General features: G+C 61.0%; 10 protein-coding genes and 5 tRNA genes. 13 read left to right on the top strand and 2 right to left on the bottom strand.

Annotated features, from left to right (window positions below):
- Nucleotides 1–42: 42 nt before the first annotated feature.
- The 7 genes from GT019_RS10310 (at nucleotide 43) to GT019_RS10280 (ending at nucleotide 14,344) form a co-directional block, all read left to right on the top strand.
- Nucleotides 43–1,683: an extracellular solute-binding protein gene (locus GT019_RS10310; RefSeq protein WP_161743062.1), complete on the top strand. Its 1,641-nt coding sequence runs from the start codon at nucleotides 43–45 to the stop codon at nucleotides 1,681–1,683.
- Between the two features lie 334 nt (nucleotides 1,684–2,017).
- The gene (locus GT019_RS10305; RefSeq protein ID WP_161743143.1) at nucleotides 2,018–2,977 is read left to right on the top strand and encodes an ABC transporter permease; all 960 of its coding nucleotides are present in this window, start codon (nucleotides 2,018–2,020) and stop codon (nucleotides 2,975–2,977) included.
- 16 nt (nucleotides 2,978–2,993) lie between these two features.
- Nucleotides 2,994–3,896 (top strand): carbohydrate ABC transporter permease, encoded by a 903-nt coding sequence (locus GT019_RS10300; RefSeq protein ID WP_235947589.1) that lies wholly within the window; start codon nucleotides 2,994–2,996, stop codon nucleotides 3,894–3,896.
- Between the two features lie 112 nt (nucleotides 3,897–4,008).
- Nucleotides 4,009–5,724, top strand: a complete 1,716-nt coding sequence (locus GT019_RS10295; RefSeq protein ID WP_235947586.1) for a type 2 periplasmic-binding domain-containing protein — start codon at nucleotides 4,009–4,011, stop codon at nucleotides 5,722–5,724.
- Nucleotides 5,725–5,817: 93 nt separating this feature from the next.
- The gene (locus GT019_RS10290) at nucleotides 5,818–8,217 is read left to right on the top strand and encodes a glycosyl hydrolase family 95 catalytic domain-containing protein (protein ID WP_161743061.1); all 2,400 of its coding nucleotides are present in this window, start codon (nucleotides 5,818–5,820) and stop codon (nucleotides 8,215–8,217) included.
- A 25-nt stretch (nucleotides 8,218–8,242) separates the two neighbouring features.
- Entirely contained in the window at nucleotides 8,243–13,045 is a 4,803-nt protein-coding gene (locus GT019_RS10285; RefSeq protein WP_161743060.1) for a X2-like carbohydrate binding domain-containing protein, read from the top strand.
- Between the two features lie 102 nt (nucleotides 13,046–13,147).
- A complete protein-coding gene (locus GT019_RS10280) occupies nucleotides 13,148–14,344 on the top strand; it encodes an SGNH/GDSL hydrolase family protein (RefSeq protein ID WP_161743059.1) in 1,197 nt (398 codons plus the stop codon).
- Between the two features lie 266 nt (nucleotides 14,345–14,610).
- Here the strand turns inward: GT019_RS10280 and GT019_RS10275 are convergent, their stop codons facing one another.
- Together GT019_RS10275 and GT019_RS10270 are read right to left on the bottom strand one after the other, a co-directional pair.
- Nucleotides 14,611–15,447 (bottom strand): WYL domain-containing protein, encoded by an 837-nt coding sequence (locus tag GT019_RS10275; RefSeq protein WP_161743058.1) that lies wholly within the window; start codon nucleotides 15,445–15,447, stop codon nucleotides 14,611–14,613.
- Entirely contained in the window at nucleotides 15,422–16,747 is a 1,326-nt protein-coding gene (locus tag GT019_RS10270; RefSeq protein ID WP_161743057.1) for a helix-turn-helix transcriptional regulator, read from the bottom strand. Before GT019_RS10270 ends, GT019_RS10275 begins: the two co-directional genes overlap by 26 nt.
- A gap of 1,024 nt (nucleotides 16,748–17,771) precedes the next feature.
- Here GT019_RS10270 and GT019_RS10265 point away from each other — a divergent pair.
- The 6 genes from GT019_RS10265 (at nucleotide 17,772) to GT019_RS10240 (ending at nucleotide 20,897) form a co-directional block, all read left to right on the top strand.
- A tRNA-His gene (locus tag GT019_RS10265) sits at nucleotides 17,772–17,845 on the top strand.
- A 10-nt stretch (nucleotides 17,846–17,855) separates the two neighbouring features.
- Nucleotides 17,856–17,930, top strand: a tRNA-Glu gene (locus GT019_RS10260).
- Between the two features lie 90 nt (nucleotides 17,931–18,020).
- Nucleotides 18,021–18,099, top strand: a tRNA-Pro gene (locus GT019_RS10255).
- Between the two features lie 4 nt (nucleotides 18,100–18,103).
- A tRNA-Glu gene (locus tag GT019_RS10250) sits at nucleotides 18,104–18,178 on the top strand.
- A 783-nt stretch (nucleotides 18,179–18,961) separates the two neighbouring features.
- Nucleotides 18,962–19,047: transfer RNA gene (locus tag GT019_RS10245), tRNA-Ser, on the top strand.
- Nucleotides 19,048–19,394: 347 nt separating this feature from the next.
- Nucleotides 19,395–20,897, top strand: coding sequence for a TROVE domain-containing protein (locus GT019_RS10240; RefSeq protein ID WP_161743056.1), 1,503 nt, complete (start codon nucleotides 19,395–19,397; stop codon nucleotides 20,895–20,897).
- Nucleotides 20,898–20,904: the final 7 nt, after the last annotated feature.

Below are 20,904 nucleotides of genomic sequence, written 5' to 3'. Positions count from 1 at the left end.
CTACCCAAGAGCCGGACTGGCAAGAAAGGAGCTTTCACGCTCATGAAGCTACGCCTTATCTTATCCATTCTCATGATCGGCATGCTGCTGAGCGCATGCTCCTCGTCGCCCGACGAACCTCCGGAGCCGTCGCCGCGGACGGGGCCGATCCCCATCAGCGTCTTCGCGCAGCAGGACGTCGGACAGAATCTGCAGACCAATGCGTTCTCGCGGTTTCTGGAGCAAACGTACGGCGTCGATTTCAACTGGGAGGCGATCCCGTACGAGGGCGCCAAGGAGAAACGCCAAATCTCGCTCGCAAGCGGCAGCTATGCCGATACCTATATCCTGACCGCGTACATCGACCAATTCTCCAAGGCGGAGGAGCTGCGTTACGGCAAGCAGGGCATCTTCCTGCCGTTGAACGGCCTGATCGACAAGTACGCGCCGCATATCAAGGCCGCATTCGAAGAGAACGCCGCGCTGCGGGAGCTCAACACCGCGCCGGACGGCAATATTTACGGCTTGGTCAGCTTCAGCGAATGCTTCCACTGCTCCTACCCGAACAAATTGTGGCTCAACTCGGTCTGGCTGGACAAGCTCCATCTGGCGATGCCGAAGACGACGGCGGATTTCAAGCGCGTGCTGGAAGCGTTCAAGACGCAGGACCCGAACGGCAACGGAGTGGCGGACGAAATTCCGCTCAGCGGCTCGACCGAGGATTTCGGCGTGCACATCGTGCCCTTCCTCATGAACGGGTTCATCTACGACGACGACCGCGACTATCTGATGCTGAAGGACGGCAAGGTCGACTCCGCGGCGAACAAGCCGGAATGGAAGGAAGGCCTCGCTTTCATCAAGTCGCTTTACGACGAAGGGCTGATTGATCCCGGCGCGTTCACGCAGAGCGCCGAAGCGTACAAAAAGCTCGGCGACAACGAGGGCGTGGCGATTCTCGGCGCGGGCGCGGCCATGCATCCCGAGATCTTCGTCGGGGGCGAGACCGGCAGCAACCGGTCGCGCAACTACGCGCCCGTCCCGCCGTTGACCGGTCCGCATGCCGCCTATGCCGTGCATGACGAGGGCGGCATCAATCCGGGAGCGAAATTCGTCATCACGAACAAAGCGACGCCGGAGGCGCAGATCGCGCTGATCAAGATGATCGATTACATCTACACGCCGGAAGGCCAGATCCATGCGGAGTCCGGGGAAGAAGGCGTCGGCTGGCGCAAGCCGGAGCCGGGCGAGCAGGCGCTCGGCAAAGGCGTCAAGCCGTTGTTCGCCGGCCTGGTGACCAAGGAAGGCACGCCGCCGAACAATTCGGGCTGGGTCGGCACCGGTCATTTCTACATGCCGAAGTCGTACCGGGACAGCTGGGTGCAGGGAACGGACATGTATGCGCCGAACGGGTACGAGCGCCGCTTGCAGGCGGCGACGCAGCTGTACGCCGGCAAGGAGCCCAAGGAGCTGTTCCCGGCGTGGGACGTCTGGGTCGACGAGGCCGACGCGCAGCGGGCGAGCATGCTCGAGACCAATCTCAAAAACTACATCGATCAGAATACGCTGCAGTTCATCACCGGCGCGCAGGATCTGGACACGGGCTGGGATGCCTACGTCAAAGGTTTGGACGACATGGGACTGTCCGCGTACTTGTCCATTTTGCAAAAAGGCTATGACGTTTATCTCCGCGACCGCAGCAAATGAAGCAGAACCCCGAACCGCCGATGCGGCGATCGGGGTTCTTTTTCGTTTCCGGGCGTCGACGGGCGTTTTTACAGTTGAAAGGGTTTTCACCGATTATTGGGAGCCATAGGGCCGTTTTTCGTGAAAAGAGCTGAAAATGGCCGTCATACGGGCGATTGTCCCCCCAAAATCAGCCGAAATGTACGCTCGAAACCCCAAATGTACCTATTCGAAAACCCGCTCCGGACGCTAATATCGTTCATGTGGAAAGCGCTATCATGCATCGCCCTGATTCATGCATCATCGCTTCGTGCATCATTGGATTCACCTGGGAGGGATTGTTCTGAACGTGGAAATGGCAGTAGAGAAACCGGCGAAGACGCCGGCCAAGCGGAGCAAAGGGAAGTTGTCCGGCGCCGCGGCGAGAAGCTTCGCCAAACACTGGCAGCTGTACCTGATCGTGACGCCGCCGCTTTTGTTCTTCTTTATATTCAAGTATTACCCCATGCTGAACGCGGTGCTCGCCTTCAAGGATTACAACGTCATCAAAGGGATCTGGGGCAGCCCCTGGGTCGGCACGAAGAACTTCAAGCTGTTCTTCGATAATCCGATCTTCTGGGATCTGATCAAGAACACGGTGTACTTAAGCGGGTACCTGCTTCTCGCGGGCTTCCCGATACCGATTCTGCTCGCGCTGATGCTGAACGAGGTGCGGAGCAATAGATTCAAGCGGGTCGTGCAGCTCGTCACGTTCGCCCCGTACTTCATCTCCACGGTCGTCATGGTGTCGATCATCATGCTGTTCCTGGCGCCGCGGCTCGGTTTCGTCAACGTCATCATGAACCATTTCGGGCTCGATTCGATCAACTTCCTCGGGGAGCCGGGCATGTTCCGTTCCATCTACGTCTGGTCGGACATCTGGCAGACGGCGGGATATTCCGCGGTCATCTACCTGGCGGCGCTCGCGGGCATCGATCCGACCTTGTACGAGGCGGCGAAGGTGGACGGCGCGTCCCGGTTCCAGAAGATCTGGCACGTCGACATCCCGGGCATCCTCCCGACCATCGTCATCGTGCTCATCCTGAACGTGGGCAACATCATGGCGATCGGCTTCGAGAAGGTGTACCTGCTGCAAAACCCGCTCAACCTCGGCAATTCCGAGATCATCTCGACCTACGTGTACAGCATCGGCCTCTTGAACGCCAACTACAGCTTCGCGACGGCGGTCGGCCTGTTCAATTCGGTCATCAATCTCGTGCTGCTCGTGCTGGTCAACGGTTTGGCCAAACGGCTGACGAACAATAGTCTGTGGTAGAAGGAGCCTGAAACGAATGACAACGACAACGATGAATCGAAAGATAAGGGAATCGGCAGGCGACCGGACGCTCATGTTCGTCATCTATGCGATTCTGACGCTCGTCCTGATCGCCGTGATTTACCCGCTCATCTATATCCTGAGCAGCTCGATCAGCAGTCCGGCGGCGGTGACCTCCGGCAAAGTCTGGCTGTGGCCGGTGGACATCTCGTTCAAGGGCTTCAAGACCTTGTTCGAGACCCCGACGATCATGCGGGGCTACGGCAACTCGCTGTTCTACACGGCGGCGGGCACGTTCATCAGCGTGGCGCTCACCGTCATGCTGGCCTACCCGCTGTCCCGCAAGACGTTCTTCGGACGCAGCCCGATCATGATGATCATCACCTTCACGATGATTTTCAGCGGCGGCCTGATCCCGACGTACATGGTCGTCAAGAGCCTGCATCTGATCGATACGCGGTGGGCCTTGCTCATCCCGAACGCCATTTGGGTGTGGCAGGTCATCATCGCGCGTTCCTTCTTCCAATCGTCCATTCCGGACGAACTGATCGAGGCGAGCGAGATCGACGGCTGCAGCGACCTGCGCTTCATGGGGAGCGTCGTGATCCCGCTGTCCAAGCCGATCCTGGCGGTGCTTGTGCTTATGTACGCGGTCGGCCAGTGGAACGCCTACTTCGACGCGCTGATCTACCTGAAGACGGCGAAGCTGTTCCCCCTGCAGCTCGTGCTGCGAAGCATCATCATTCAGAACAACAGCACCGGCATCATGGACGCGATGAAGCAGGTCGAGCGCCAGCAGCTCGCCGAGCTGCTCAAGTACGCGCTGATCGTCGTGGCCACGCTGCCGATCTTGATCATCTATCCGTTCGTGCAGCGCTTCTTCGTCCAGGGGATGCTGGTCGGCTCGGTGAAAGGCTGATTGCCGGCCTTTCCTTCCGGCCCTCCGGGCGGATCTCATTGAAAGGGGAGATGTACATGTAATGTGGGGGTTTCGCTGTCATTATTCATACAAACAAAAGGGAGCGATCAAGTTGAAAAAGAGACTCGGAAGCACACTCGCCGTTCTTGCGGCGTGCAGCATGATCCTGGCTGCTTGCGGCGGCAATAATGCGGGCAATAACGCAGCTAACTCGGGCAACAACGCGGGCAATACGGGCACGAACGGCGGCAACGCCACCCAAGCGGCGGACAACGGCGGCAACGCGCCGGCATCGACCGAACCGACGCCGGTCAAAATCTTCTCCATCCAAGAGACGAACATCGACCTGCCGACGAACAAATTCACGGCTTTCGTGGAAAATAAATTCAACATGAAGATCAACTGGGAAATGAACCCGACCGACGGCGCGAAAGAAAAACGCCAAATCTCCCTCGCGAGCGGCGACTATCCGGATGCCTACATGCTGCCGGCGTACATCGATCAATTCTCCCAAGCCGACGTGCTCAAATACGGCAAGCAAGGCGTGCTGCTGCCGCTGAACGACCTGATCGACCAATACGCGCCGAACATCAAGGCGGCGATGGATTCGGACCCGGAATTGAAAGCGTTTAACACGGCGCCGGACGGCAACATCTACGGCTTGGTCGCGTACTCCCAGTGCTTCCACTGCTCGTACCCGAACAAAATGTGGCTGAACACGTCGTGGCTCGACAAGCTCGGCCTGCAAATGCCGAAAACGACGGATGATTTCAAGAAAGTGCTGGAAGCCTTCAAAACGAAGGATCCGAACGGCAACGGCAAAGCGGACGAAGTGCCGCTGAGCGGTTCGATCGAGGATTTCGGCGTGCGCCTCGTTCCGTTCCTGATGAACGGCTTCGTCTACGACGACGATCGCAATTACCTCAACCTGACGAACGGCAAAGTGGAATCCGCCGCGATCAAGCCGGAATGGAAGGAAGGCCTGCAGTTCATCAAATCGCTGTACGACGAGAAGCTGATCGATCCGGGCGCCTTCACGCAAAACGCCGAAGCGTTCAAAAAAATCGGCGAAGCCGATACGCAAATCCTCGGCGCCGGCGCGGGCATGCACCCTGCCATCTTCGTCAGCATCGACAAAGGCAACAAATATTCCAAAGACTACAACCCGGTACCGCCGCTCCAAGGACCGCATGCGCAGTACGCGACGCATGACGCAGGCGGCGTAGCGCCTGGCGCGAAATTCGTCATCACGAACAAAGCAAGCAAAGAAGCGCAAATCGCCCTCATCAAACTGGTCGATTACATGTTCACGCCGGAAGGCGAAACGAACGGCGCAACGGGCATGGAAGGCATCGACTGGGAGAAACCGGGTCCGGACGACGTCGCCCTCGGCGAAGGCGTAACGGCGCAATTCAAACCGATCCAGGCCGTCGAAGGCGAAGCGCCGCATAACGCGGGCTGGAGCGGCGTAGCCCACTTCTACATGCCGAAATCCTACCGCGACAGCTTCGTGCAAGCGACCGACATCTACGAATCGACGGGCTACGAGCGCCGCCTGTACAACGCGACGCTGCTTTACCAAGGCCATGAACCGAAAGAATTGTTCCCGGCTTGGTCCGTATGGATCGATCCGTCCGAGATGGACGAAGCCAGCATGCTGCAAACGAACATCAAGAACTACATCGAGCAAAACGAGCTGCAATTCATCACGGGCAACAAAGATCTGAACAAGGATTGGGACGCGTACGTGAAAGGCCTGCAAGACCTGAAGCTGGATCGTTACCTCGAGATCCTGCAAAAAGCGTACGACTCTTCCACCCAAAAGTAAGACTATCCGGGAGCGCGGGGCGTTCTGGCAAGCCAGAACGCCTTTCGTTTGCCCTTGTCACCGGAAAAAGGCAGGACGGGAGGACAGTTACGCATGAACGCATGGAAACAAGCGCAAGCCCACGCGATCCGGTACGATCGCCCGGCGGCGACGTTCTTCGAGGGCGCGCTGCTCGGCAACGGCGGACTCGGCGCGGTCGTCACGACCCGGCCCGACGCGATCGTCGTGCATTTCGGCCATAACGACGTCTGGGACATTCGCATCGCGGAGAACAACAAGGAGCGGATCGGCGATTTCGAAAGCCTGTTCGCCCGCTTGAAGGCGATCCCTTCGCATTATGCGTCGCTCAAGGAGGACGAATGGTACCGCGATTACGTGGAGATGGCCGGCGAAAACTATACCTTCCCGTACCCGCGTCCGATGCCTTGCGGTTCGCTCTTGCTCGGGTTCGACCGCCGCGAGGTGGAGGTGCTGGGTCACGCGCTGCATGTACATAACGGCCTCTGCGAGATCCGATTGTTGATCGGCGGGCAGCCGGCGACGCTGCGCGTGTTCGTGGAGCAGGGACAGGACGTGCTGTGGGCGGCATTCGACCAGCCGGCGGTTGGCGATGGCGATGCTCGCGCGGCCTGGACGCTGACGTCGGTCTTTAACCGGATCAAGCTGATTCCCGATCCCGAGACGCCGGGCGACATCCCGTCGCCGCAGCCGTTCCTGGACGAGACGTCCGCGCGGCTGTCGTTCCGGCAAACGCTTCCCTATGCGAACGGCGCATCGGGCGGCGGCGGGGATCGCTCCCGCGATCGGGCGTTCCGGTTGTCGGCGAGCGTGGGCGGGGCGAATTCCGTGCGCAAGCTCGGCGGAGATTGGGAAGGCGCGGTCGAGGCGCCGGCTTCGGGCTTCGTCGTGCGCGTGCAGCTGGAGCAAGGACTGGACGCCGACGTGCCTGCCGTCGCGCAGGATGCGGAACGCGCGTCGCGGCCGCGGATGGAAGCGGCCTTCGACCAGGCGGAAGCCAGCTGGCGCGACTACTGGGACCGTTCGGGCGTCATGCTCGAGGATGCGGCGCTAGAGCAGGTCTGGTACCGGAATCTCTATTTTTACAATTGTTCCGTAAGCGCTTCCCATACGTGTCCCGGGCTGTTCGCGAATTGGAGCTACGGCAAGATCGGCTCGGAATGGCATGGCGACTACCACATGAACTACAACACGCAGCAGCCGTTCTGGCTCGCATTCTCGAGCAACCATGTCGAGAAGCATCTTGCCTACGTCGGCATGGTCGATCTCATCCTGCCGGTCAGCCGGAAGTGGGCCCGGGAGTATTACGGCCTGCGCGGCGCGTATTATCCGCATTCCGCGTATCCGGTCGAGATGACGATGATGCCGTATCCGGTGCCGCATTGGGGCTGGGAAATTTGCGAGACGCCGTGGACGGTGCAGAGCCTCTGGTGGCACTACCTGTACACGATGGACAAAGCGTTCCTGGAAACGCGCGCCTTCGTGCCGATCCGCGACGCGGTCCTGTTCATGGTCGATTACATGAAGCGCCCGGAAGCGAGCGGCGCGGCATGGGGCGACGACAAGTACCACATCTTCCCGACCGTGGTGCCGGAGCTTTACGAGCTGACGCCGGGCTTCGCCAAGAACAGCGATTGCATCGTCGATCTGACGTTGACGAAGTTCCTGTTCCGCGCCTTCAAGGACGCCTGCGCGGCGCTGGGACGCAACGACGCGGAAGCCGGCCTGCTGACCGAGATCGAGGAAGTGCTGGCGCATTTCCCGGCTTATCCGACGGCGGAATCGCGGCGCGGCACCGTGTTCGTGTCGATGCCCGGCGAGGATCCGGAAGTCGTCTACAACGTGCCGAACGGCATAACGACGATTTTCCCCGGCGAGGACCACGGCCTGCATTCCCCAGGGGACGAGTACGCGATCGCGGTCAACTCGTACCGCAACCATCGCAACGAAGGCGGCAACGAGCTGGTGTTCTACGCCATGGCCGGCGCGCGGCTCGGACAGCTCGACCTGGAGCGCTTCAAGCGCCAGATCGCGTATTGCCTGCTGCCGAACGGCACGTGCACGGACAAGCTGCTCGAGAGCGGCGGACGCTACTCCGATACGACGCCGTTCGATTACATGGCGCCGATGGGCGTCTGGTTCGAGAATTTCGCGCTGCCCGCGGTCATCAACGAATGCCTGCTGCAATCCTACAATGGCGCGCTTCGCCTGTTCCCGAACTGGCCGGCCGGCAAGGCCGCGGCCTTCTCCACGCTTCGCGCGGTCGGGGGCTTCCTGGTCAGCGCCGAGACGGACGCGGAGGGCGTGCGGTGGATCGAGGTATCGAGCGAAGCGGGAACGGAGCTTCGCCTGTACAATCCGTGGGGAACGGACGTTGTCTGCTTCACCGACGCGGGAGAGCAAACGCGGGGCGGCGAGCTGATCGCCCTGCCGACCTCGCCGGGCGAACGCATCCGGTTTATGAAAGCGCTATAACAATCCCTGTGAAGGAGATGTTCAGATGATTCGCAACACTTTGAAGAAAATCGGTTTCGGGCTGCTGCTGACCGCGGTCGCCGTCGCCCAGTTCGGATTCGTCCCGGCGAAGCAAGTCGCCGAGGCGGCGGACAACGGCTTGGCGCAGAAGCCTTACATGGGGTGGAGCAGCTACAGCCTGCAGGTGTTCGACGGCCCGTCCGGCAATTGGACGTCGGCCGCCAAGCTGAAGCAGCAATCCGACGCGATGCACGAGAAGCTGCAGTCGCACGGTTACGACTATATCAACATCGACGCCGGCTGGAACGGCGGCATGGACGAGTACGGCCGGCCGATCCCGAGCACGACGCTGTATCCGGACGGCTTCCAGGACGTGATCGATTACGTGCATCATAACGGGCAGAAGATCGGGCTTTACATGATTCCGGGTCTCTCTCCGCAAGCGTACAACGACAACCTGGAGATCTACGGCACGGACGGCAAATGCCATATGCAGGATATCGGCATGCCGGACCGCCAAGGGGATTATTGGGGACTCGGGTACAAGATCGATTTCGAGTCGCCGGATTCCAAGGATTGCGCCCAAGCCTACATCGATTCCATCGCGGACCTGATCGCTTCGTGGGGCATCGATTTCGTGAAGTTCGACAGCGTGACGCCGGGCTCCGGCCACAACGACACGTCGATCGACGCGCGCGGCGACGTCGCGGCCTGGTCCAAGGCGCTGGCGAAGCAGGACCATAAGATTTGGTTCGAGCTGTCGTGGGCGCTCGATCACAACTACGTCGACTTCTGGAAGGAACACGCGAACGGCTGGCGGGTCGACTGGGACGTCGAGTCGTACGATCCGAAGGTCGGCATGACGCAGTGGGCCAACATCGCCCGCCTGTTCCCGGATGCCGCGCTCTGGTGGCGCGATGCCGGTCCCGGCGGCTGGAACGACTTCGACTCGCTCAATGTCGGCAACGGCGCGATGGACGGTTTGACGAAGGACGAGCGGCAGACCGCGATGACGCTGTGGGCCATGTCCTCGGCGCAATTGTACACGGGCGACGATCTGACGAAGCTGGACAGCTACGGCCTGTCGCTGCTGACCAACGACGAAGTCATCGGGGTCAACCAAGCCGGCCACCCGGCGCATCCGGTATCGACGACGACGACCGATCAAGTCTGGTACGCCAATAACGGCGACGGCACCTACACGGTGGCCTTGTTCAACCTCGGCTCCAAGGAATCGAACGTCACGGTCAACTGGAGCGACATCGGCCTGAGCGGCGGCGCGTCCGTCCGCGATCTGTGGAGCCATACGGAGCTGGGCTCGTTCGACGCCGGCTACACGGCAACCGAGCTGGCGCCGCACGGTTCGCGCCTGTTCAAAGTCACGGCTTCCGGCGGCGCGGTCTCCGGCGTCAACGACGACGACACGGGCATGAGATACACCGGCGATTGGACGCGCAACGGCGGCAAAGAATCGGCCTCCAGCGCGCAGGACCTCGAGGTGGCGGTAAGCGACTCTTCCGCGGCGGTTACGCGCGACGCGGCTGGCGTCACGAATGAAGATGCGGGCGAACCGGCCGGCAACGGAGCCGATTCCGTTAACGCCCCGGACGCTGGCAAGCAAAGCGCATTGTTGGCCGAGGCTAGCCACAGCGTGGTAATCAACGACGACGATCCGGGCATTGCCTATTCCAACGGTTGGCAGCACAGCACGGGCCGTCCGCTGGAGGATCTGAATCACGACGTGCACTATGCGCAGGCGGAGGGTTCGCAGCTGACCTATTCGTTCACGGGAACCGGCATTGATTACGTGACGGAGAAGGAAGGCGGGCAAGGCAGCATCGATTTCTACGTTGACGACGCTTTCAAGGAAACGGTGGATACGCACACCTCGGGGAACCGCGAAGTGCAGCAAACGGTGTTCAGCGCGACGGGCTTGACGTCCGGCCCGCATACGCTGAAGGCCGTTAAGAAAAGCAATACGCCTAACGACTTCATGCTGATCGACGCGCTGAAAGTCGCGGCCGACACGCTGCTCGGCACGACGAGCGCCACGTTCGACAACGGGGCTCCGGCCGACGTGACGACGACGCTGCCGTTCGGGGCGAATTCGTTCGCGGGCATCACGAACGGCGCGGCATCGCTCGCGAAGGATACGGATTATACGGTAGCCGGCAATACGGTTACGATCAAGCAAGCTTACCTGGCGCAGCAGCCGGAAGGCACGGCGAATCTGAGCTTCGCTTTCGCGGGCGGAGACACCCAGACGCTGGCGGTGACGATCGTCGTCCCAGAGGTGCGCAACAGCACGATCAACCCGATCGCGGCGGGCTTCGACCTGAAGGTCACGAAGCAGGCCGACGTGACGACGACGCTGACGTTGAACGACAATACTTTCGTCGGCATCGATAACAACGGCACGGCGCTGGTCGACGGCACCGATTACGCATTGAACGGCAACGTCCTGACGATCAAGAAAGCATATCTGGCCAAGCAAGCGGTCGGCGCGGTGCCGCTCACGCTGACCTTCAGCGCCGGCAATCCGCAGACGCTGACGATCACCGTCGCGGATACCTCCTCCGAGGGCCGTTACGCCAGCATCAACAACGACGATCCGGCCATCCATTACGACGGCTCCTGGAACCGCAGCACGGGCCGAGGCATGGGCGATTACATGGACGACGTGCAATTCGCCGAGAAGAACGGGGAATCGTTCTCGTATACCTTCCGCGGCACGGGCATCAAGGTGATCACGGAAATGGACGAGTCGCAGGGCGAGATGGACGTCTACGTGGACGGCGTGTTCAAAGCCACGGTCGACACGCGTCATAACGGACGCCTCGCGCAGCAAACCGTCTATGAGATCGACGGCTTGTCCAACAGCCAGCACACGATTAAGGCGGTTAAGAAATCCGGCGGCTACATGCTGCTCGACATGCTGAAGGTCCGGATTCCGGATCTGATCGGCCCGAGCGCGGCGGCCTTCGACAAGAACCCGTCCGCGCAAACCGATCTGAGCGTCACGCTGCTCGAGAACGGCGGGAACTTCAGCGGCATCGCGAACGGTTCCGCGGCGCTGGCCGCCGGCACCGACTACACGGTGGACGGCAACACGGTCACGATCAAGAAAGCTTATCTCGCCACGCTTCCGGCGGGCGGCGTCGCCAAGCTGACATTCAGCTTTAACGGCGACTTCTGGCAGGATGTCCATACGACGGCGACGGACGGGGACTTCTATGCCTACACGTTCAAAGGCACGGGCATCGAACTGCTCTCGCCGACGGGCCCGACCCAAGGCGACGTCGAAGTGTTCGTGGACGGCGTCTCGAAAGGAACGTTCAGCGCGGCGAGCACCGACCGGGCCGTTCAGCAGCGTCTGTTCGGCATCGACGGCCTCGCGAGCGGCGAGCATACGATCAAGGTCGTGAAGAAATCGGGAGCGGAGATGTATGCCGACCGGTTGAACTTCATCGTAGCCAGCGGCAGCAACACATCGACGGGTTCGGGTCCGTGGATGCCTCCGGTTACTGGCGGCACGGAAGTCATTCCTGGCCAAGTGAACGGAAACGGCGGTGCGAACGGCATCCAGCTCGATATTACGCGGACGACCGGGGCTGACGGCACCAAGAAGGACAGCGTCACGTTCGGCGCGGAGCAAGCGAAGAGCGCGATCGAGAAATTGAAGGCGGCCGGCGCGAAAACGGCGACGATCGTCGTGCCGGACGAGAAGGGCGTCACCTCGGAGACGAAAGTGACGATTCCGAAGGAAGCGAGTCAATCGGTTGCGGGCAGCGGCCTCGATCTGGGCATCGCTACCGCCGGCGGCGGCGTCGTGATTCCGAATGCTTCCTTGAACGGCTTTGCCGAGGAAGCGACGTTCACCTTCACGCCGGTGAAGGACTCCGCGTCGAAGCAGCAAATCGCGGACCGCGCGAACAAAGCGTCGGCGGTTGTTCAGGCAACGGGAGACGGCGGCGTAACGGTCGTCGGACAGCCGGTGTCCATCGAGACCAACTTCCAAGGCCGTGCGGTGGATGTCATCCTGCCGCTCGATGCCTCTGCGTTAAACGGTGTTCAGCCGGGCCAGCTCGGCGTGTACATCGAGCACGGCGACGGCACGAAGGAATACAAGCCGGGCACGATCGTGGAATGGCAAGGCGGCAAAGGCTTGCGGTTCACGGTCGATAAATTCAGCACGTTCGCGGTCCTCAAGCATGACGGCGCAGGCACTCACGCGGCGTACATGAACGGCTTCGCAGGCGGCTTGTTCAAGCCGGAGAACCGCCTCACCCGCGCCGAGATGGCGACGATCCTGTCGCGCGTCGCGACGCAGGACGGCACGGGCGAAGCCATCGCGTTCGGCGACGTGAAGTCCGGACACTGGGCGGCGGACGCGATCGCGAAAGTCACGAAGCTCGGCCTGATGAAGGGCTTCGGAGACGGCACGTTCAAGCCGGACCAAGCGATCACGCGCGCCGAGATGGCGAGCCTGGCCGCCGCGCTTCTGCCTGACGATACGAAAGCGGGAGCCGGCTTCCCGGATGTCAAGGGCAGCTGGGCCGAATCGGCGATCGCCAAGGTGCAGGGCGCGGGCATTATCCGCGGTTACGCCGACGGCACGTTCCGTCCGAGCCAGCCGCTGACGCGCGCCGAAGCGGCCGCGATCATCAACCGCGCGCTGGGCCGCGGTCCGCTTTACGGCGACGTGAAGCTGACGTGGACCGACGTGCCGAGCACCTACTGGGCGCACGGCGACATCGCCGAAGCAACGGTAGACCACGGCTTTGCGGCAAGAGCCGAAGGCGGCGAGCAATTCGTTCCCGCCAAGTAAGGGTAATGATAGAAGGCGGCGCGGCTGACCGCGCCGTCCGGAAGACGGCGAGCCCTTTCGATTCCTTCGAAAGGGCTCGTTTACACGAAAGGACGTGAGCACGTGTTGGATGCAAGACATATTCAAATGCGGGAAGGCCTGCCGCGCTTCGCTGCCAAGCTGCTTCGCGGCGAGCCCGTGACGGTCGCATACCTGGGCGGTTCCATCACGGAGGGAGCGGGCGCTTCCGTGCGGGACGAGACCAGCTGGCGGGCGCTGAACGGCCGGTTCTTGGCCGAGCGTTACGCGGATACGACCTTTCGCTTCGTCAACGCGGGGGTAGGCGGCACGACGTCGACGTTCGGCGCGCATCGGCTGCAGGCGCATGCGTTGGGCGGGGGCGCGGTCGATTTGGTGTTCGTCGAGTTCAGCGTCAACGACGGGGAGGACCGGGCGGAGTCGATCCGGGGCATGGAAGGCATCGTGCGGCAATGCCGCCGCACGTCGCCGGAGACGGAGCTGGTCTTCGCGTATACGGCAGCCGACAAGAATTTGTCCGATACGCTGCCGTTCAATATCGCGGTTCACGAGGAGGTAGCCGTGCACTACGGCATCGCTTCCGTGAATTTTGCCGGCGGCGTGCAGGACCTGATCCGCGCGGGACGCACGACGTGGGAGGCGCTGGCGCCGGACCGCGTCCATCCGAACGACGAGGGCCATCAGCTGTACGCGTCGTTCGCGAATGCCTTCCTGGAGCAGGCGGCGGATGCGGTCGCCGATGCGGTGGCCGCCGACGAGGGCGCTCCGGATCCGGTTCTGGTGCCTTCGGAAATCGCGAACGCATCGGTCGTGCCGAATCGGGAGCAAGCGGACGATCTGCCGGTTCCGCTCGACGCGCGCAATTACGAATTCGCGTTCATGGCGGACATTGGCCCCGAGGTTGCGAGCGGCGGCTTCGAGCCGCAAGCGCTCGGCGCGGACGATCCGCTGATGAACTGGCGTTTCGCCACGGACCACCTTGCCGCGGAAGGAAGCCGGGGCGAGTCGCTTTCCTTCGGCATCGAGGGACGACGCGCGGGTATCGTGCTGCTGCACGGTCCGGACAGCGGCAACCTCGAATACTCGCTGGACGGCGGCGTCAGCTATACGCCGGTGAACGCGTTCGACGAATGGTGCGTGCTGGCCTATCGGCCGATCCCGGTCTTGTTCCCGGTTCAGCCGGACCGCGCGGCGCGGCAGGTGACGATCCGCTGCACGGGCACGAAGGACGAGCGGAGCACGGGCACGGGCATCCGCGTGTTGAAGCTGCTGGGCTCCTAGCAGCAGCTCCCGGCAGCAGGACGTTAAATGACAAAGACCCTCTACGGCTGCCGTTACGGCGTCGATAGAGGGTCTTAAACATGAGCAGACCTTGGATGGCATGAATTGGCAAGGTGCCGGTATGATCGGATAGGGTCTGACGGCATGGATTTGCAAGGTGCCAGTATGACCGGATGGGCTTTATCGGTATCTGCTTACGGCCAATCACCGAACTAGGAGTCCGCCATGCCGGTTCTTGTGCGGTTGGAACCCTCCTGTCTCTGGAGCTAACCCGAGACGGCCGGCGGCGCATCGGATTCTGTGACGCCAAGCCCGTAACGCCCGAGCGCCTTGGCGGCCGTCTCCGCCATGCGGCGCTTCAGGTTATCCCCGTCGACGACCTTGACGCGCAGGCCGAGGAACCGGATCTTCGAGAGCAGGAATTCGCTCTCGTCGGCGAGGTAGGCGACGCGGATCTGGTACAGGGCGGCGTCCTCGTCGTAGTCGACGGATTTGTCGAAGCAGGAGAAGGCGTACAGAATCCGCGACAACTCGGCATTGAACGTCGGCATGACCTGGATGACGGCATGCTCCTTGCGCTGGTCGAGCAGCAGGGCGACGCGCGCCTTCATGGATTCGGCTTTCCCGTCCGGCAGGTCCATGGCCTCGATGGAGACGATGTTTTTGAGCTTGGTCGACATGAGCGAGCGGGAGCGGGTGCTGCACCAGAGCAGGTACCACTCCCGCTTGACCATGTTGTACTCCATTTTGACGGGGAATCCGGTTTGGTTCGCTTTCACGCCGCCGTGCTTGACCTTGAACGTCAGGCGGATGCCGCCGTTCTGCAGGATGATCCGCCGGATCGGGCGCAGCAGCGGGTGGTATACCTGGCGCTCTTGGCTTTTGGCTTTCTCCACGATGACGTCGCGTATGTCGGTTGCGGCTTCGTCCGCGAGCAATTCCCGCAGCTTGAGCAGGGTTTCCTCGGTGAAGGCATCCGCGGAAGCGTCGTGCGCGAGCATCGTTTTCAGCCACGTCCGCTCCTGGGAAGTCAGCGCGAAGGAGCCCGATTCGTCCAGGCGCGAGATGATTTGGTAGTTAAATATTTTCTCGAACAGGCTCATAGTAGCGCTGCAGCTCCTTCCACTCCGCGATAAATTCCTTCCGCAGCCAGGCGGGCTCGAGCACCTCGCAGCTGGAGCCGAAGCTTCGCAGCCACGGCTTGATCTCGTAGATCCCGTTCACCAGGATCTCGTACCGGAACGTCGCGTCCGTTTCCTCCGCGATCGTCCCCCACTGTCCCTGCAGCTCGACCCGTTCCCGGACGAAATTCGCCCCGGCTCCCTCCGGGTTGAAGAAGCGCGCCACGACCTTCAGGGGGCGGATCGTATCCGTGACCCAGCTGTATTTCATCTGCTCCTGCACGATGCCGAGCCGCAGCGCGAATTCCTCCTCGGACACCGGCTCGCCTTCCTCGATGCCCGTCAACCCTTCCATCCGAAACTTCATGATGCCTTGCCGGGCTTGATAACCGATCAGGTACCAGCGTCCGTATTGATGGTCGTACACGACCCGCAGCGGAAGCACCGTCTCGGAGATGCCGTTCGATTCCCGTTCGAAGAGCGGGTTCGTGTTCTGCGACGCGTAATTTTTCCCACGCTTCGGCGACAGGTAGAGGAAATTCAGCTTCTTCCGCTGGCGGATCGCCCGGAATATCGGGTACAGATGCGCTTCGTCCAGAATGCGGGAGTGGTAATGGTATTTGTAGCGCCGGGTCTCCGCGGCGTCGGGATCGAAGCCTCGCCTGCGCAAGGCTTTCTTCAGCGTGTCGCGCAGCAGGTAGCCTTGGACGGAGGGGACCTGCGTATTGGCGATGACGTCGACGTAGTCGAAGAGATCCATCAGCTCCTCGTCGCCCAGCCGGTCGATCAGGTCGTTCGCCGCCCTGTACTTGTACGGGCGGCCGCCTTGCAGGCGAAGGATGACCCCGACCTCTTCCAAGTACTTGAGGTCCCCCCGGACGGTCTTCTCGTCGGGCAGCGGAGCGTCCGCCGGCATTTGCGCGCTGCAGATGTCCTGCAGCTCCTTGGCGGTCAACGACTGCGTCTGCAGCGCGGTCAGCAGCAGCGTCAGCCGGATGCTCTCCGTTTCCTTGAGCGATTTGGCCCGGAACAAGAAAAGCAGCAGCGGGTCGGCGGATTCGTAATAGTTGTAGCGGAGTCCTTCGGACAGCTCGGTACCTTGTTCGGGCGGCAGTCCCTGCTGCAGCACCCCGAGCATGTCTTTGAGGTTGCGCAGCGTTTTGTCGTAGGTATGTACGGAGATGCCCAGCCGGTCGGCGAATTGCTGCCTGCTGTACGCGCCGCCGGCCAGCGCCAGCAGGCGAAGAAATTGGATTTCCTTGTCGAAGCTTTCCCGTGCCACCTGCGTTCCCCCAACTTTGTTCCGAAATAGCGGTATGATCTCCATTGTAACAAGCCAAGGCGGGAGAAGAAAACGAGAAAATTTTTAAGGTTTGCCATACTTTCGCCCTGTTCGCGAACGGCGGGATCGGTGAAAATCAGGTTACGAAGACGAGGCCGAGCGGCAGCGGATTCGGGAGTTCGTGGAGGCGCTTGGAAGGGTTACTCCTATTCGATTAAAGTAACCGGGTTTCGAGCAAGTACCCTGCCGCAAGGCACCGTACCTTTCCGCCCTTTTCCTCCACGGCTTTATATGAAACAGCAGAGTCGCAAGAAGCATTCCAAATCCCAATGTGAAACGAGGTGCAGACGCATGTTCAACTTACTTCCCATCGGCATGAGCGAGAAACCGGAGATACATGAACGCCCGATCCATCGTGCGTGGCTGGAAGAACATCGCTTCTGCCGCCTATATCATAACCGCATTCTTTACGAACGCAGACGCCGCATCCCTGTCGCCCGTCGGGCCGTGTTCCACGGACTGACAACCGCGCAAGGAAACCCGCATACGCGTTGACGTAAAGACTGCTTGCTGCCAAGCGGTCTTTTTCTATGGCTGAATTCGCCGTAGGAAGAGGCCGGAGGGCAGCGGGGGTCTTTTTTCTTACCGAAAACGGCCCCATCGAAGTACATAACCGGTTTAAAGGTGCGCTTGAGTTCGATTGGCGCCGCCGCTGCAGCTCCGTCAGATTCGGGTGAGCGCTCCCGCGGCGTTCCGCCAAAGTCGCCCTTCGAACTGCCGGCGCTTCCGCTTCGCACCGAAAGTTATGCAAGCGCAAAGCGTTCGCTTTGCAGAAGCCCGCCTTCGGAGCCGCCGCTGCAGCTCCGGCAGATTCGGGTGAGCGCTCCCGTGGTGTTCCACCAAAGTCGCTCTCATTCGAATTGCCGGCGCTTGCGCTCCGCACCGAAAGTCATGCAAGCGCAAAACCTGCGCTTGCGAAAGCCCGCCTTCGCCGTGGAGCGGAGGCGGGGAAGCAAGCAACTATGGAGAGCATGGCGAAAAGGCGAACGCGGCGGACTGTGAATCCGCAAGTACCGGTTCGAGTCCGGTTGGTCTCCCTTATTACCTTGGCGTGGTGGTGAAATTGGTTGAACACACAGGCCTTTCACGCCTGGATGCGCGGGTTCGAGTCCCGTCCACGTCATATGCTTTTATTACGGATGGGCGTTATCAAATAGGCCGCTGCTTAGGGCGGCCGACAGATCGGCGGGTCGCCCCCGCTCCTATCCGCCATCGGGACGTAGCTCAGCTTGGCTTAGAGCGCTTGCCTTGGAAGCAAGAGGCCGCAGGTTCGAATCCTGCCGTTCCGACCACTGCGACGTGGTGGTGAAATCGGTTGAACACACAGGCCTTTCACGCCTGGATGCGCGGGTTCGAATCCCGTCCACGTCATACTTGACCGAGAAAGCCGGTTCCGACGATCGCGTCGGGCCGGCTTGTTTTTTGCGTCCTAGGAAATCCGCGGATGCCCTACATGTCAGCCAGCGTCTGCATGGATGGATGGGCTTGCCTGCATGTGGGGCGGAACCGAATAGATCAGGTCTACATGCATGGGCTGCCCTGCATGTCGGCCGGGTCTGCAGAAATGAACAACCTGCATCCAGATCCGACTGTTGCCGCTGCGTAATCCTGCAAATGTGCATCTTTTTGGGCATGCGTTAGGCAAAAGACGTAAAATTGCTGCGAAAATACAGCAATTCATGCTGTTTATTAAGCATCAGGCTGAGATTGGCTGAGTTTCCTGCAGATTTGCAGCAATCTCGCGTCAGCGGGCTGATACGCGCAGAAATACTGCATAATCGCAGCTTTTTTCTTGATGAAGGTGCCGCGCAGAGGTACTTTACTCAAATCGCACGAATGCGGCATCGGACACCGAGGTGCTCTCCGTCTCGTCATGGGTGAGCTCCAAAAGGATGGATACCGAGAACAGGTTCCATCTTCGCTTAGCGCTTTCCTTATGCACTGCTGCCGTCAGCGCCGCGGTTTCTAATCGCGCATCATCTCGAGGAGCCGCGGACGGCCTTCCCCGCAATTCCGAACCGCGGCCGCAAAAAAGCCGCGTCATGCCCAGCTGCTTTTTTTGAGTTTTTCTCTCTTTTTATCGCCGTCGTCATACTTTCGCCATGTTCGGGGAGCCGGAGATAAGCGAAGATAGGTTCATCAAGCGGACGCCTTGCCGGGCAGGGCGGACGATGAGGCGCAGGAAGGGTTACTTCGACTGCTAATCGAATTTGTCGCCGGTTCGAATCCGGCCCCCGGCACGCCGGGGTAGCTCAGATGGTAGAGCAATTCCGTACCTTTCCGCCCCTTTCCTCATCGTGCGGCATCAACCTCAAGGCGTCGCGGAGCGAGGCGCGGCGGAGGGCTACTTCTTCCAAAAGTACAGGGCGGCAGGGGGCGTTCATCGCCCCTGTCGCAAGCCTTCCGCATCCCTTTCCTCGCTCCACTGCTTGACCGAAAAACGATACGACCGGCGAGGCGCCGGGGAGGGTTCCTTCGCAACTTATGCGCACCCTTGCTTCACCCCCTGGGCTTTACGGCAGGTTCGAATCCTGCAGTCGGCCTTCCCCGCCTCTTCTTCGCCGGTACCATGAAGGAGGTTAATGTTATGAGTTTCGCCCGTAAAATGTTCGCGGCATTAATGCCTAACGCCAGCAACCGGGAAGGCTACCCGGCTTACGCGCGCTCCGCGGAGGAGCAGTACGTGCAGACGCTGGTCACCAATACATTCGGCAATACCTTCTACGCGGACAGTCAGGCGCTGCTGAAGGAAGCGGAGGAGCAGCACCGCGACATGGCGCAGCGCAATCCGCAGTTTATGGCCAAGGCGCTCGTCTTCGCTCGCAATGAAGGTTACATGCGGCTTCAGCCGTTGTTCGGTTTGGCGGTGCTGTCGGCTTATCGCCCGGACCTGTTCGCGAAGGTTTTTCTGCAAGTGGTGCGGATTCCGTCCGACTTGGCCGATTTTCTGATGATCCTGAGCGGCATGGGACGCGGAGAAGGCGGCCGCGCCGTGAAGCGCCAGGTCAACCGCTTTCTGGCAAACGTCTCCGAATACTGGGCCGTCAAATACAACGGCCGCGGACGCGGCTACAGCCTTGGCGACGCGATCGCGACGGCGCATCCGAAGCCGGCGGACCTGAAGCAGCAAGCGCTGTTCCGCTATTTGCGCGGCCAAGACGCGAACCTCGCTCTGCTGCCGCAGGTGAATGCGCTGGAGCAATTGAAGCAGGCGGCGACGGAGGACGAACGGCTCCATTGGATCGCGTCCGGCAAGCTGCCGCACGAGGTCGTGACGGGGGCGATAAAGCCGACGAAGGCGATCTGGGAGGTGCTCATGGAGCAGATGCCGACGTTTGCGCTGCTTCGCAACCTGAATGCGCTGGAGCGCGCCGGCGTGCTGGATGACCGGCACAACCTGGAGAAGGCGGCCGCGCGTCTAACCGACCCGCAGGCGCTCGCCAAGTCTAAGATTCTCCCGTTCCGGTTCGCGATGGCCTTCCGCCAAGTGCAGAACCCCGTCTTGCAGGACGCGCTGCGGGATGCGGCGGAGCTCACGTTCGCGAATTTGCCGGATCTCGAGGACCAAACGGCGATCTTCCTCGACATCTCGGGCTCGATGAACGGCGAGTATTTGCAAATCGGCGCCGTGTTCGCGCTGGCGCTGTACAAGAAGACGCGGGGCAGCTCGCTCTTCTGGCTGTTCGATACCGAAGTCGAGGACGCCAAGCCGTCCCGGCGCGACAGCATTCTGACGCAGGCCGGGCGCATTCATGCGCGGGGCGGCACGGATACCGGAGCGCCGGTCCGCAAGCTGTTGGCCGAGCGGCGCAAGGTCGATCAGATCGTCATCATCACGGACGAACAGCAGAATGCGGGCAGTCCGTTCTACCGCGCGCTGCTGGCGTACCGCGGCAAGGTGAACCCGGACGTCAAGGCGTTCATCATCGACATCGCGCCTTACCGCCACGCCATGGTTCCGCCAAGCGACCGCAATACGTTCTATATCTATGGTTGGAGCGATACGGTACTCGGCTACATCGCCCAGTCGGCGAAGGGCTATGATTCCATGGTGCAGCGCATCGAAGCGATCGATGTGGAAGCCGAATAATAAGCGG

The organism is Paenibacillus glycinis, assembly GCF_009909185.1.
In the GTDB taxonomy this organism is placed as follows: domain Bacteria; phylum Bacillota; class Bacilli; order Paenibacillales; family Paenibacillaceae; genus Paenibacillus_Z; species Paenibacillus_Z glycinis.
Note: the sequence above shows the minus strand (reverse complement) of the source record. Positions and strands in the feature narration are given on the sequence as shown.